This window comes from Rhodoglobus vestalii (assembly GCF_006788895.1).
Taxonomy (GTDB): Bacteria; Actinomycetota; Actinomycetes; order Actinomycetales; family Microbacteriaceae; genus Rhodoglobus; species Rhodoglobus vestalii.
Genome location: NZ_VFRA01000001.1, coordinates 1,299,291 through 1,313,690 on the forward strand (window position 1 = coordinate 1,299,291; position 14,400 = coordinate 1,313,690).

Genomic DNA, 14,400 nt, shown 5'->3' on the forward strand with positions numbered 1-14,400 from the left:
AACAATGAAGTTGTTTTCCCCCAGCAGCAGAGTCGGCCGCATCGGCTCGATCGCTGCAATGGCAACGGTTGTGGCACTCGCCGCTACCGGCTGTGCCGCCACTACCGACGGCGGAACCGGCGACGGTGAGGGCGGCGACGCTCAAACCATCGCATTCCTCCCCAAGCAGCTCAACAACCCCTACACCGACGTCGTTCTCGGCGGAGGAGAAGAGGGAGCTGCCGAAATCGGGTACGACTCGCAGGTTCTCGGACCCCTCGAGGCCAGCGCTAGCGCCCAGATCCCCTTCATCGAGCAGGCCACATTGGAGGGGACCAACGTCATCGTAATCGCGGCGAACGACCCCGACGCCGTTGGCCCTGCGCTGCAAACCGCACGTGAAGCGGGCGCGAAGATCGTGGCTTTTGACTCGGACACCAACCCCGACTACCGCGACATCTTCATCAGCCAGGTTGTTGCTAAGGACGTTGCGTTGATTCAACTCGAGATCATCTCAGAGCAGATCGGCGGAGCCGGCGACATCGCTATTCTGTCAGCAACAGCAACGGCAACAAACCAGAACGAGTGGATCATGTTCATGGAGGAGGAGCTTGCGTCTAACCCTGACTACGCAGACATCAACCTCGTGGCCAAGGTCTACGGCGATGACGACGCTGACAAGTCGTTCCAGGAAACACAGGGACTGCTGTCCTCGTACCCCGACCTCGCGGGCATCATCTCGCCCACGACGGTTGGTATCGCAGCAGCAGCCAAGTACCTGTCGACCTCCGACTACAAGGGTCAAGTAGCGTTGACCGGTCTGGGACTCCCCAACGAAATGCGCGAATTCGTCAAGGACGGCACCGTCCAAGAGTTCGCACTGTGGGACCCGGCTCAGCTCGGATATGTTGCAGCATTCGCCGGTAAGGCACTCTTTGACGGCACCATCACTGGCGCCGAGGGTGACACCTTCGATGCTGGTGACATGGGCGAGATCACCGTTGGAGAGAATGGCGTCGCAATTGTTGGACCGCCCACGCGCTTCAACGCAGACAACATCGATGAATACGCCTTCTAAGTAGTCGCATTCCGCCCCGGGTCCAACCGCTCCTGTGCTTGGACTCGGGGCACCACCAGACCGTCAGAACCACCAGAACCACCCTTCGGAGCAAAAGATGTCCCGCATTTCAGCCACCGAGCTGCTCCCCGCGAAGCAACGCCGCGCTACCCGTATCGGGCTCGTCGCCGGTGGCCTTGCCGCCTACTGGCCACAGTTTCCTGAGCTTCTGCCTCAACTGCAGCGCTCAAGCAAGTACGTAACCGACCGCTTCACTGCACTGGATGTCGAAGTCGTGGACGTCGGATTCATCTCTGACGCTCAGGAGGCAGCCGTCGCTGCCGAGAAACTGCGCCGGGCTGACTGCGATCTCATTGTCATTTTTTTGACCACCTACCTCACCGCGTCGATGGTGCTGCCCATTGCCCAGCGCTCGAAGTCCCCCGTTCTCGTCATTGATCTCCAGCCCACCGAGGCGATGGATCACGCCAACTTCGACACCGGGAAGTGGCTCGCCTACTGCGGTCAGTGCCCCGTTCCCGAGGTCGCCAATGTCTTCAAGCGCGCCGGGATCGAGTTTCGCAGCGTCTCTGGCCACCTCAAGGATGAGCGTGCCTGGGCACGTATCAACCGCTGGGTGAATGCCGCAAAGGTACGCGCCACCCTGCGTCACGCTCGCCACGGCCTCATGGGCCACGTCTACCCGGGGATGCTTGACGTCTCCACCGACCTCACGCTCGTCTCCACCCACTTCGGTTCCCACGTGGAGGTGCTCGAATTCGACGACCTCCGCGTGCGCGTTGACGAGGTGACGGATACGCAGGTCACGGAGCGCATGAACCTCGCGCGCGAGCTATTTGAACTCGATGGATCGGTGCGCGAAGAGGACTTCGCGTGGGGCGCCAAGGTGAGTGTGGGGCTTGATCGCCTGGTCGAGGATTTCGACCTCGACTCGGCCGCCTACTACCACCGCGGTCTCAACGGCGAGCAGCATGAGCGCCTCGGTGCCGGCATGATTCTTGGTTCCTCCCTGCTGACCGCCCGCGGCATCCCCTTTGTGGGCGAATATGAACTGCGCACCAGCCTGGCAATGCTCGCCGCCCACACGATTGGCGCCGGTGGTTCCTTCACCGAGATTCAGGCTCTCAACTTCTTCGATGATGTGGTCGAGATGGGCCACGACGGCCCCGCCCACCTCGCCGTCTCTGAGCGTGACCCGCTGCTGCGCGGCCTCGGTGTTTACCACGGCAAACGCGGCTACGGCGTCTCTGTTGAGTTCGATGTGAAGCAGGGCCCGGTCACGACCTTCGGAATCGGTCAGGATCGTGACGGCAGCTATACCTTCATCACCAGCGAGGGCACCGTAACCCCCGGCCCACTGCTGGCGATCGGCAACACCACCTCCCGCGTCTCCTTCGGGGGCGACCCTGGTGAGTGGGTGGACGAGTGGTCGCAGACCGGTGTCGGTCACCACTGGGCGTTGTGCGTTGGGCACGTGGCCGGCGACATCCACGCCGCCGCCAGCCTGCTGGGGATCGAACACCGCCACGTCGACATGACCGAACTGCCGAAGTGGCGTTAGGACTGCACCCGTGAACCGTTATTGCTTTCAGCTTCAAGTGAAGCCTGACCATATTGAGGCCTACACAGAGGCGCACGCAGCCGTGTGGCCAGAAATGCTCGAAGCACTCGCAGCGACCGGCTGGCACAACTACTCGCTCTTCCTGCGTGCCGACGGCATGCTGATCGGCTACGTCGAGTGCGATGATCTGGCGGCAGCGCAGCGTGCGATGGCGAAGACTGAAGTGAACGCCCGCTGGCAAGCACTCATGGGCGATCACTTTGTGGACTTAGATGTTCCCCCCGATGAGGGCTTCATTCCGCTGACAGAAGTCTTTAATCTTGCGGATCAGCTTGAGGTGAGCAGGCGACAGAAACCCACCGACCACAATCCCGACCTAACCACCGGTCAAAACTCCAGTAGAAAGCATGAACTCTAATGGCGCAATTCAGTGACATCACCTCCCGCCTCGAAGAACAAGCTATCGAGCTGCCCTCCTGGGCCTTTGGCAATTCCGGCACGCGCTTCAAAGTTTTTGGCACCCCCGGCACTCCCCGCACCCCCGAAGAAAAAATTGCGGATGCCGCCCAGGTGCACAAATACACGGCACTGTCGCCGTCGGTGGCCCTCCACATCCCGTGGGACAAGGTCGAGGACTACAGCGCACTGCGTAGCTTTGCCAATGGGCACGGTGTCGAGCTCGGCACGGTCAACTCAAACACGTTCCAAGACGACGACTACAAGTTCGGTTCCCTCACCCACATGGACCCCACAATTCGCCGGAAGGCGATCGACCACCACCTTGAGTGCATTGACATCATGGACCAGACCGGGTCACGTGACCTCAAGATTTGGCTTGCTGACGGCTCAAACTACCCCGGCCAGGCCGACCTGCGCGGTCGCCAGGATCGTCTCGCCGAATCACTCCGGACGATTTATGAGCGTCTTGGTGACGAGCAGCGCATGGTGCTCGAATACAAATTCTTCGAGCCCGCTTTTTACCACATGGACGTGCCCGACTGGGGAACCAGTTACGCCCAGGTAGCGGCCCTCGGCGAGCGCGCCCTCGTGTGTCTCGATACCGGCCACCACGCTCCCGGCACCAACATTGAGTTCATCGTGATGCAGTTGCTGCGTCTCGGCAAGCTCGGCTCCTTCGATTTCAACTCGCGCTTCTACGCCGACGATGACCTAATCGTTGGTGCAGCGGATCCGTTCCAACTGTTCCGCATCCTCTTCGAGGTTATTCGCGGGGGCGGTTACGGCACAGACAGCGGAGTCGCTTTCATGCTTGACCAGTGCCACAACGTTGAAGACAAGATTCCCGGCCAAATGCGTTCCGTGCTCAACGTGCAGGAGATGACCGCGCGTGCACTGCTCGTCGATACCGGGGCGCTGACGGTTGCACAGGATGCCGGCGACGTTCTTGGTGCCAATGGGATTCTGATGGATGCCTTCTACACCGACGTACGCACAGACCTTGCCGCGTGGCGCGAATCGCGTGGGCTTCCCGCTGACCCGATGGCCGCGTATGCCGCTTCGGGCTACCAGCAGAAGATCGCAGAAGACCGGGTCGGTGGCGTGCAGGCCGGCTGGGGAGCGTAAGCCTCTGGGTACCGTCGCCAGGGCGACATCTTCCGCGCGGTTGTCGCTCTGCGGCGATGTGCTCTTGACCAATACTCGCTAACCGCCGCAGTAACACCGCGCGAGGTGTACGCTTACTTTGGGTTCGGTTCAATGAATCAAAGGTAGCGGAAGGCGCAATGGCGAATATTCGGGACGTAGCACGGCATGCTGGTGTGTCGGCGGGCACCGTCAGCAACGTACTTAATCGCCCCAGCTACGTCAACGCCTCGACCCGCGAGAAGGTGCTGAGCTCAATCGAAAAGCTTGAGTTCGTTCCCGTCGCAAATGCTCGACAGTATCGTACAGGGCGCGAACGAACACTCGGCTTCGCTCTCGCCGACATGGGCAACCCCTTCTTCGTTGACGTTGCACTCGGCGCAGAAGCTGCCGCGAAAGATTTTGGTGTCGGGGTCGTGATCGTGCATAACGGTGAGGACCCGTCACGCGAGCAGCAGAACCTTGACCTGCTGGTGCAACAGCGTGTTCACGGCATCATGATTACGCCCGTCGACGAGCGAAACCCACGACTTGAAGAACTAATCCAACGCGGTGTACCAGTGGTCTATGTCGACCGCATCTCTGGCGACCGACCATGCTGCTGGCTTGCCACCGACGACACGGCTGGAGGTCGACTCGCAGGTGAACACCTGCTTGAACTCGGGCACCGCCGAATCGCCTTTGTTGGGGGCGCATCAATTTCGCGTCAGGTCGACCACCGGTTCGAAGGCCTCCTCAATGCCGCGTCCGCAGCAGGATTTTCGGAGTCGAGCATCGAGCGAATCGATGCCCCCTCGTGGAAGTTTGACGAAGGCCGCAATGCGGGGCGAATCATCGCCGAGCGCCCGCGCGCAGAGCGTCCTACAGCAGTTTTCTGCGCCAACGACATGCTCGCACTTGGCGTGTTGCAAGAACTTGTTCTCGATGGGATCTCTGTACCCGGGGAGATATCGATCATCGGGTTTGATGACCTCGAATGGGCCGGGGCCTCTACGGTTCCCCTTACGACGGTGCGCCAACCTCGAAACGAACTTGGCCGCACTGCCGTACGAATGATTCTTGACGAAATTGAGCAGGGTACGGCGCACGTTCATGAGCACGTTATTTTCGAGCCCGAGCTGATTATCCGTGCATCAACCGGCCCGGCCGCGACCTAAGAGACCTCACACCACGAACGCAGCCGGTCAGACTCTTCGATCGACTCAACTACTTTCTGCACCTCCCACGCCTCACGAAAGTCGGGAGATGAGGTTGTTCCCGCGGCGATCGCATCAATAAATTTCTTTACTTCGAAGATTTTGAGCTCGTGCAACCCAATATTGATGCCCGACATTGGCCAAAGTGCCCCGTAAAGACCATGCTGCGGTCCCAGCTCTATGGTTCGAAATCCGTGGGTATCGAGGGCATCCGACGCCAACGACACCTCAAGCTTGTGGCTGTCTTGTTGGCTAAACCGGATAGCGCCGCGAGTGCCTGTCAATGTAAAGGACACTTCGAATGCACGCCCGACTGAGACCCGGCTGGCCTGCATCGATCCAATTGTTCCATTGGAAAACTCGAGCAGCGTCAGCGAGTAGTCATCGTTATCAACCGAATGGCGGATGCCGTGTGCATCCGTTCGCTCAGTTACGACAGTCTTTGTGAGACCGCTCACTCGTCCGATACCGCCAACGAGGTGGTGCGCGATAGAAATCATGTGGGAACCGAGGTCGCCGAGCGCTCCCCCGCCTGCGCGCGCACGATCCGTGCGCCAGGTATAGGGGACCTCGGGGTCGATCATGGTGTCTGCGCTAAAGAATCCTGTGAAAGAGATAAGTTCGCCCAGCTCACCGGCGTCAATAAGTTGACGGGCCAAAACGATTCCTGGGTTTTGCAAATAGGTGAATCCCACCTGTGTGGAGATTCCCGCAGCTTCAGCAGCTTCCGTCATGGCGCGCGCACCCGCCGCCGTGAGCGCGAGCGGCTTCTCACACCACACATGCTTTCCCGCTCGTGCGGCAGCGATAGCTACTTCTTCATGGAATGCGTTGGGTGTCACTATGTTGATTACATCAATCTCGGGGTCATTCACGACGTCCTGCCATGACTCAGATGCCCGCTCGAAGCCGTACTGCTGAGCCGCCGCACGCGCGCGATCAAGAGTGGGATGCACGAGAGTTACGAGCCGGGGTTCAAGCGGCAGATCTCCGAATACTGCGCGCACGTTTCGCCACGCCATCGAATGCTCTTTAGCCATCAGGCCATCGCCAATAAGGCCAATGCCAATTGTTTTTGCCGTTGTATCGACCATTGCTAGCCCTTTCTCCTCCGTTAAGAACGTGGGGCCACGCTATTGAGCGTGGCCCCACCATTACTGAATTTGTCTCGAACTACATTGCAGGTTCGAGGGTATCGACGTTGGAGCTGTCAACAACCGTGTTCTCCAGAGGAACCATTTCGGGCACCGTCTCACCCTTCATCACAGCGATGAGCGTCTCAATGGCGAGCTCGCCATTGCGGAAAGGAGGCTGCAGGATGGTGCTGAACTGCTTCCCTTCGCGGATGTTGTCGAAAGCGCCAGCCTCACCATTGATGCCCACAACAACGGGCACAAAACCGAGCCCGCTCTCTTCGAGCGCCTGGAGGAAGCCCTTCGCCATGGTGTCATCCTGAGCGTAGACACCCTTGATGTCAGCACCGAACTTCGTGATCAAGTCGCGCGATGCCACGAGGGCCTTCTGCTGGTCAAAGTCCGCGTTCACTGTGGCCAAGATCTCGAGGCCCGAGTTGAGATTCTCGAGCTCATCAAGGAATCCGCCGCTTCGCGCGATCTCAGTTCCGTTGCCAGCCTGGCCTGCGATCACAACGATGCCGCCCGTGCTTTCCAGCGCTTTATCGAGCTGCTGAGCGCTGATCTTGCCCTGGTCATACTTGTCAGCTCCGGCAAACGAGGCGATCAGTTTCATCGACTCTTCACCTGCACGAGTGTCAATGGCGACGACGGGAATGCCTGCCTGCTCGGCCTTCAGCAGACCGGGAAGGTAACTGTTCTCGTCAGCGGGCCACAGTAGAATTCCGTCTACCCCCCGCGAGACACAGGAGTTGAGTTGCTCAGCGCCAACCTGGGCGGAGAACTCCTCACTGACGATCGTGAGTTCAACCCCGGCTGCATCAGCAGCAGCCTGAGCGCCCTCGTTGGCAGGGGTGACGTAGGGGTGCGAGTTGGCGAGAGTTACGTAGCAGATGCTCTTGCCCTCAACACCATCCGAGTCACCGGATGCGGTACCTGAGTCGGTGCTAGCGCAGCCCGCAACTGCGAACAAGACAGCGGCAGCAGCCGACGCAACGAACATTTTTCGACGTGCAATCATGCGTTCCTCCTAGGGTGTGGTGAGTTTCTTGGTGCAACCCTCACGCTTCTTCGCGCGCGGGAAGTTGTGCCGGAATTTCCGGAAACGATGCGGTCGAGACTGATCAACAGAATCAGGAGAAGACCGGTGTAGATCGCTTGCGTATACGACGGAACTCCGTTGTACTCAAGCGCGGTAGTCAGAGCGCCCAATGCGAGGACACCGCCCAGTGTTGCGAGGGAGGAACCTCGACCACCCTCAAGGCGGGTACCTCCAATAACCACCGCGGTAATTGCCGGAATGAGCATGACCGCGCCAGCAACTGGTGATCCTGCCGCCGTGCTCAGGGACTGCATCATCCCGGCTACGCCAGCGAAAAAGCCTGAAAGGACAAACGATGCCGCAATGTAGCCGTTGGAATTGATTCCGCTGGAGGTAGCAGCACTCGCGTCACTACCGACCGCGTATAGGTTTCGCCCTGTGGGGGTGAGTTTGAGCCACACGAACATGAGTACAGCAGCGATCAGAAAGATCGCCGAGCGTGGCGTGAGGATGACTAAAAAGTCAGCGGTCAGCGGAAGCCCGAAGATCGGGTCTTCCGAGCTCAGAGGGTAGGAATTTGTTAGCAATAGCGCAAGTGACGCAAAGATTAACAGCGTTGCCAACGTGGCCACGAGCGAGTTGATCTTGAAGACAACAACCATCAGAGCGTTAATCGCGCCGATCAGCACGCCCACAAGAACACCGACACCGGCAGCGGGGAGGTTGCCGATGAATGGCTGCAGGAAGATCGTTGTAATACCCGCCATGGACATCATCGATCCAATAGACAGATCGATTTGTCCAGCGATCAAGACCGGGGTTAGGCCGAGAGCCAAGAAGCCGACAACCGTTGCGCGATCGATCACCGACTGGAGCGTATCCATCGTGAGAAAGTCATCAACGCTCACGCCGCCGAAAATGGCGACCGCGAGCAGCATAACCAGAAGTCGGTACTGAACCGCGCGAGTGCCGATCAGTGCGATGTCGAAGTGCTTCATTGCCTGCCTGCCTTCCGTCGGAAGTACGCATCGACGCCGACAGCCGCCAGAACGATCGCGCCAGTGATGAGCCCGGTTGCTTGGCTCGGAAACCCAAGCAAGATGATCAAGTTGCCGATAAGAGCCGTGATGAGCACCCCACCAACAGTGCGCAGCACACTTCCGTTGCCACCAAACACACTGGTGCCACCGATGACCACCGCCGTGATCGCGACAAACTCATACCCGGTACCGATGATTGGCCGTGCTTGACCGTTGCTGAGCGCCAATAACACCCCACACAGCCCCGCGAGAAAACCGGTCATTGCAAATGCCGCGGCTTTAGTGAAGCGCACCGGAACAGCACTCGCCTGTGCTGCCCGGTAGTTGCCGCCAACCGCGAGGTTCCACCGACCAAAAGCAGTTCTGGCCAGCAGTGGATGCAGAATTAGAGCGACAAATACGAACACCCAGATGAGAACGGGGATTCCCAAGATACTGCTCTTCACAAAATTAGCGAGTTCGTTGGGCTGTGAGTAAACAATGCCGCCACCCACCAGGAGTTGGCTAAGGCCGAGCAGAACAGAGCCCGTGCCAAGCGTGGCGATGATCGGATTGATCCGAAGGTAGCCAATCAACACGCCGTTGACTGCGCCCCCGAGAGTAGCCACCAATAAGCCAAGCGCTGCAGCTGCGCCAATGCCCACTGCATCCTGAGCACCCAAAGTAACGAGTGCGCCCATGGCTACGTTCGCCGGCACAGAAAGATCGGCAAGACCTCCCGAGACCATCACAAAGGTCATGCCCAAAGCCACAAGCCCGACTGCCGAGTTGGCATTGAGCACGTTCGTCAGGTTATTGACCGTCAAGAATGACGGCGATGCAATCGATCCGATTACGACAAGTGCCACAATCGCGATGGGGATACTAAGAGTGCTGAAAAGCGCTCCCGGGGTTGTGCTTTTATCTAGATCGCGTGCTGGTGCGACAAGCTGATTCACGCGGCCACCTCCTGACCTGTTGCCGCACGCATGACCGACTCTTCCGTGGCGTCCGCACGGGAAATCTCCGCGGCGACAATGCCTTCATGCAGCACAAAAATCCGATCGCACACGGCAAGCAGTTCGGGGAGCTCGGAACTAATCATGAGAACACCACCGCCGGCCTGGGCGAATTCGCCGATGATGTGGTGGATGTCAGCTTTCGCTCCCACGTCGACGCCGCGCGTGGGTTCGTCCAGGATGAGCAACGACGGCTTCGACAGCAGCCACTTGCCTAAGACAACTTTCTGCTGGTTTCCGCCGCTGAAAACATTGAGGGGGCGTTCGACCTGAGGCGGGTTTACCTTCAGCCGATCGGCCATCTCGGTCACAATCTTTCGCTCTCTGCCCAAGAAGATCAGAAGAGCGTTAGTGATTCGCGTAATCACCGGCAGCGTGAAATTTTCTCGAACCGAGAGCCCGGGAATGATCCCCTGACCTTTACGATCTTCGGGAACAAGGGCGATTCCAGCGGCGACGCCCTGACGAGGTGAACGAATCTTCACCGTCTCGCCGCTGAGCGTGATCGTTCCTTGCTCAAGGCGATCAAGACCAAACAGCGCACGTGCGATCTCTGTGCGTCCAGAACCGACGAGACCCGCGAGCCCTACAATTTCGTGCGCACGAACATCCAGCGTCACATTGTCGAACTGACCTTCTCGCGATGCACCCTCGATAGAAAGGACCTGTTGCCCGAGCTCAAGATCCAACTTGGGGAACATCTCGCTGAGGTCGCGCCCCACCATCAGGCGAACCATTTCGTCCGGGGTGATGCCAAGCACATCGCGGGTCTCGACATGGCGGCCATCACGGAGCACGGTAACGCGGTCACCAATTTCCATCACCTCTCGAAGACGGTGACTGATGTAAATGATTGCTATTCCACGATCACGCATTGTCGTGATCACTTTGAAGAGCACGCGCGTTTCTTTGTCACCGAGCGAGGATGTGGGCTCGTCGAACACCACAACGTTGGGTTCACGGGCAACCACTTTCGCGATCTCAACCAACTGTTGCTGACTGATTGACAGGTCGCCGAGCCGGGTTCCTGGATCGATGTCGGTATCGAGCTCGCGAAGCACCGCTGAGGCCTTCGCGTTCATCGCCCGATAATCAACGAAAGGTCCCCGCTTGGGCATGGCCCCAAGACTGATGTTCTCGGCAACCGTGAGATCTGGGACGAGATTCAATTCTTGGTAGATCATCCCGATGCCACGGGTGCGAGCTTCGCGGGGGTTCCAGTGGCTGGCGTTGCGCCCTCCCACCTCAATTTCACCGCTGTCGGGCTGGTAAAAACCGGCAAGAATCTTCATCAGCGTGGATTTGCCCGCGCCATTCTCGCCAACGATTGCATGCACTTCTCCCTCGTTGATCTCTAGATCAACGTCTTGGAGTGCCATAACACCGGGAAATGACTTGGTAATTCCGGTCATCCTTAGAGCGACTTCGTGAGTCGTGCCGACTGTCATGCTGAACTCCCTTCGTCGCGACCGCTATCGGATCCCGCGGTCCGCTCAAGGGTGAACCGCACGCTGTATCGAACGCTTTCCCCAGCGGGAATGGTCGGCAGTTCTCCCGCAGCTCTAGCTGCGCTGCGCCCGAATACGTTGGGGCTGTTAGCGGGCTCGATGCCGAGTGCGTAGTTCCCCTGCCCGACCATCTTCCACTGATAGAGCCAGGGGAGTTCATCGCCCGCAAACTCGAGGCTCAGCTCCAACCCCAGTTCAGGATTTGTTACCCGAATCCGAGCCGGCAACTGACGGTCAAGCGTGTGCCTAAATACCTGTTCTTTGAACCCTGCAGTCGGTACGTCGCCTAAATTCCACGACTCGATCCCGATCTCAGCGATCTCGTCTCTCGCCACCGTGAGGATGGCGGGAATGTCGACAAGCGTCGACTCGGAGAGCAGTGGCCAGCCGACGTTGATGTGGTAGAGAATCATGTGCGGCTGCTCATCGAAAGACTCGTTGGTGACGGTGTCTTCGAGCAAGAACGAGTTCGAACCGACTTCTGTAGATATTCTGCGACGGAGGACAAAGTTCTCGCCGAACACCGCAGCCTGACGTGTCACCGCCTCGACAACGACCTCGCGATCAGTTGCCTCAGCCCGCACGACGCGGGACTTTTGTGCACCAATTCTGCCGTGCAACCCGAAAGCCTCGCCCTCGTCCTCGTTCGCTGGCCCAAAATTATCTAGGCCGCAGGTCGCGAGCAGGCCGCCTCCAAATGTACGAAGCCACCTGGCGCCCTCAGGCTCATAGAGCTCAGGGGCGGTAATTTCGGTAGGCGAAATCCATGCAATCGGGATTCCCTCGAATGTTAGCTGTCCGATGTCGAGTGCCCGGTCGGGATGCAGCTCAAGCTCGATTCCCCCACCGTTCACAACGCGCAGGCGACGTGAACCCCGTGCTGGTCCTTCAGCCTCAATAAAGCTGTCGAGTCTGACGACCTGAGACAGCGAGCCAACTCGCTGTCTCAGAGCTCCGCCTCTAAGGCCAAACACGCTAGACATGGAGGCCCAACTCAGCGTTCTCCGGGCCGAAGTGCTTCAGGATGACGAGGTCTTGAGTCGACGAGCGGTTGGTGACAGTTACACCCGCGCGCGCCGCAGCTTCCGTCACAAAGAACTCATCCTGGCTCAGCTGGCCGAAGCGGATGAGGGTGACGGCGGCAATGTCGTGATTTCCTAGTGTGCCATTTCCCTGCACTGCGATAAGCCCATAGGCATCAGCATCCGTAATAGTTACGGTTGCCCCCGGACGCACTGTCAGCTCTTTAGCGCTGAAATGCGGCGAGCGATAGACGATCCACTTCTCAACGTAGTCGCGCTCTCCATCGGCCAGCGAATGTGCCGTCGAGTATGGGGCCATGAATCGGTTGGTCACGAAGTTCGGGTCGATGTTCTTCTCCCAGTCGAGCAGGGAGATGATGAAGTCAAAGTCACCGTGGTGCTCCGACGGGACATCCTTCCACAAAAGCTCTTCGGGAACTTCGCGGTTATTACTCCAGGATTCGCACATGCAGAAGACATCGCAGGCTGCTTGAGGTTCATAAGTGCAAATGCTCGCGGGAGCGTGAAGCACACCAGACGGGATATCCCAGCCGGTGCCCAATTGTGTGCGATACCCGCGGGAAAGATCAGTAATTCGGTTGTCTCCCCCGTCACGGAAGCGCATGAGACGCGCCTTGACCTGGTCAGTGGTTACTTCCGGTTGAAATCCGAGGAAAGAGATGGGCTGGTCACCCAAATGGTTGTTCATGTGCGGTGAGTAGTAGTACGCCTCAGGCTTGCCAGGCTTGTCTACGAGAGCCGCTTTTTCATCCGTGTGATGAACGTGAAAAGGCAGGGCTTGCTGATTATCAAAGAATTTCGAGTACATCGGCCAGCTCTGATGTTTGTTCCAGAGGCGACTTCCGATTGCTTCCGCCTTGTGGTGCCCGACGAACTCATCGAACGGCAACAGCGGGCCGCCATCAGGGTCGACGACGAGGCTGAGTCCCTCATTGGCGCCGGTGAGGGGACCGTTGTCTGCACGCACTGCCGACGAGAGCCAACGCTCGTCTACGCCACCACGACCCTGCGCGAACGGAAAGTAATCGTCGGGGTGCAATCGGATGCGGCGGCCAGGGGTGCAGAAGGCACGAGGAACCCACGTCGGCGCAAGTTGCACAATGCCTTTGCCCGCGTTAAGCGCGCGATCCATTCCGACTGTGCTTGAAGCGACGCTCTCGTAGGCTCCGTCAACCATGTGCATTTTCTCCTTCGTTCACGCTGTAGCGGCAGCGAGGCGATGTGCACAGGCTGCTTTGCCTTATCTGGTTCAATGAACCGGTGTTCAGTGAACCTACCACCCGTGAGGGGAGAGTGTCAACGCACACACGAATTGGCGGCATTGCGACGCCTCGCGATGCCCAACACGTGCGAAGACGTGGGTTGTAACATGAAATCTCACACCACCACCGAGGAGCACCATGGCCACAATTGGCACTCTGGGCGCACAGCAGCGAAAAACCATGCTGCTCGAAAGGCTGAACCAGGATGGAGCGATTCGGCTCGACAACATCGCTGGAGAGCTCTCGGTATCGGCCATGACCGTGCGCCGAGACCTCGATCACATGGAAGCTGAGGGCTTGTTGCGACGGGTACGCGGCGGGGCAGTGTCGATTGCCGGTCCCCGCCCATTCGATGAACGCCGGGCGGTGCGCGCTCGAGCAAAGCAAATCATCGCCGCGAAGGCTGCCGCCCTAATCCCGCAGTCCGGGGCAATTGGGCTCGATGCTTCAACTACAGCTGGCACCATCGCGAGCACTCTTGGAGCCCGCGATGGACTCACGGTCGCCACGAACTCATTCGAGAACTTCATCTGCATGCGCCCGTTTCCCGGTGTAACCGGAGTCCTGACCGGCGGCGAATCCGAACCCAATACGGAAAGTCTCGTGGGCCTTCTCGCCTGCCAAGGTGCTTCGTCGATGTTGTACTCACGATTCTTCTCCTCGGCGAGCGCAATCGACGCGTCTTTAGGGAGTTCAGAAGTTTCGCTTGCCGAAAGCCAAGTAAAACAAGCCTTTGCAAGCACCGCGAGAGAAACCATCCTGTGTCTCGATTCGTCAAAATTGGATGATCGATCCATCGCGTTGAGCTTCAATCTGCGTGATGTAAGCCTTCTCATAACGGAATTGGATCCGCGTGACGCCCGGCTCGACGGCTACCGCGAGATTGTTGAGCTACTTTAGTGTGGCCCCTTGCACCAGCTGGTAATTTACTGTTAGATGTCACAAATACTAACAAACG

At 58.6% G+C, this 14,400-nt stretch carries 13 protein-coding genes; 6 read left to right on the top strand and 7 right to left on the bottom strand.

Annotated elements, in window-relative coordinates:
• Nucleotides 1–4: 4 nt before the first annotated feature.
• The 5 genes from rhaS to FB472_RS06290 all read left to right on the top strand — a co-directional run bounded on the left by rhaS (nucleotide 5) and on the right by FB472_RS06290 (nucleotide 5,377).
• Nucleotides 5–1,057 (top strand): rhamnose ABC transporter substrate-binding protein, encoded by a 1,053-nt coding sequence (gene rhaS, locus FB472_RS06270; protein ID WP_141990179.1) that lies wholly within the window; start codon nucleotides 5–7, stop codon nucleotides 1,055–1,057.
• Nucleotides 1,058–1,154: 97 nt separating this feature from the next.
• On the top strand, nucleotides 1,155–2,618 hold the full coding sequence (locus tag FB472_RS06275; protein WP_141990180.1) for an L-fucose/L-arabinose isomerase family protein: 1,464 nt from the start codon (nucleotides 1,155–1,157) through the stop codon (nucleotides 2,616–2,618).
• Between the two features lie 10 nt (nucleotides 2,619–2,628).
• The gene (locus FB472_RS06280; RefSeq protein WP_141990181.1) at nucleotides 2,629–3,036 is read left to right on the top strand and encodes an L-rhamnose mutarotase; all 408 of its coding nucleotides are present in this window, start codon (nucleotides 2,629–2,631) and stop codon (nucleotides 3,034–3,036) included.
• The gene (rhaI, locus tag FB472_RS06285; protein WP_141990182.1) at nucleotides 3,036–4,202 is read left to right on the top strand and encodes an L-rhamnose isomerase; all 1,167 of its coding nucleotides are present in this window, start codon (nucleotides 3,036–3,038) and stop codon (nucleotides 4,200–4,202) included. Before FB472_RS06280 ends, rhaI begins: the two co-directional genes overlap by 1 nt.
• Before the next feature lie 158 nt (nucleotides 4,203–4,360).
• Nucleotides 4,361–5,377: a LacI family DNA-binding transcriptional regulator gene (locus tag FB472_RS06290; protein ID WP_141990183.1), complete on the top strand. Its 1,017-nt coding sequence runs from the start codon at nucleotides 4,361–4,363 to the stop codon at nucleotides 5,375–5,377.
• Here FB472_RS06290 and FB472_RS06295 read toward each other — a convergent pair.
• From FB472_RS06295 to FB472_RS06325, 7 genes are all read right to left on the bottom strand, one after another.
• The gene (locus FB472_RS06295; protein ID WP_141990184.1) at nucleotides 5,374–6,510 is read right to left on the bottom strand and encodes a Gfo/Idh/MocA family protein; all 1,137 of its coding nucleotides are present in this window, start codon (nucleotides 6,508–6,510) and stop codon (nucleotides 5,374–5,376) included. The genes FB472_RS06290 and FB472_RS06295 overlap by 4 nt on opposite strands.
• 79 nt (nucleotides 6,511–6,589) lie before the next feature.
• Nucleotides 6,590–7,570, bottom strand: a complete 981-nt coding sequence (locus FB472_RS06300; protein ID WP_141990185.1) for a sugar ABC transporter substrate-binding protein — start codon at nucleotides 7,568–7,570, stop codon at nucleotides 6,590–6,592.
• The gene (locus FB472_RS06305) at nucleotides 7,567–8,589 is read right to left on the bottom strand and encodes an ABC transporter permease (RefSeq protein WP_141990186.1); all 1,023 of its coding nucleotides are present in this window, start codon (nucleotides 8,587–8,589) and stop codon (nucleotides 7,567–7,569) included. The genes FB472_RS06300 and FB472_RS06305 overlap by 4 nt, the downstream gene beginning before the upstream one ends.
• On the bottom strand, nucleotides 8,586–9,569 hold the full coding sequence (locus FB472_RS06310) for an ABC transporter permease (protein ID WP_141990187.1): 984 nt from the start codon (nucleotides 9,567–9,569) through the stop codon (nucleotides 8,586–8,588). Before FB472_RS06310 ends, FB472_RS06305 begins: the two co-directional genes overlap by 4 nt.
• Nucleotides 9,566–11,077 (bottom strand): sugar ABC transporter ATP-binding protein, encoded by a 1,512-nt coding sequence (locus tag FB472_RS06315; RefSeq protein WP_141990188.1) that lies wholly within the window; start codon nucleotides 11,075–11,077, stop codon nucleotides 9,566–9,568. Before FB472_RS06315 ends, FB472_RS06310 begins: the two co-directional genes overlap by 4 nt.
• The gene (locus FB472_RS06320; RefSeq protein ID WP_141990189.1) at nucleotides 11,074–12,120 is read right to left on the bottom strand and encodes an aldose 1-epimerase family protein; all 1,047 of its coding nucleotides are present in this window, start codon (nucleotides 12,118–12,120) and stop codon (nucleotides 11,074–11,076) included. Before FB472_RS06320 ends, FB472_RS06315 begins: the two co-directional genes overlap by 4 nt.
• Complete coding sequence (locus tag FB472_RS06325) at nucleotides 12,113–13,357, bottom strand: cupin domain-containing protein (RefSeq protein ID WP_141990190.1); 1,245 nt, start codon at nucleotides 13,355–13,357, stop codon at nucleotides 12,113–12,115. The genes FB472_RS06320 and FB472_RS06325 overlap by 8 nt, the downstream gene beginning before the upstream one ends.
• A gap of 223 nt (nucleotides 13,358–13,580) precedes the next feature.
• Between FB472_RS06325 and FB472_RS06330 the strand changes: the two genes are divergently transcribed.
• The gene (locus FB472_RS06330) at nucleotides 13,581–14,342 is read left to right on the top strand and encodes a DeoR/GlpR family DNA-binding transcription regulator (protein WP_141990191.1); all 762 of its coding nucleotides are present in this window, start codon (nucleotides 13,581–13,583) and stop codon (nucleotides 14,340–14,342) included.
• Nucleotides 14,343–14,400 lie beyond the last annotated feature (58 nt).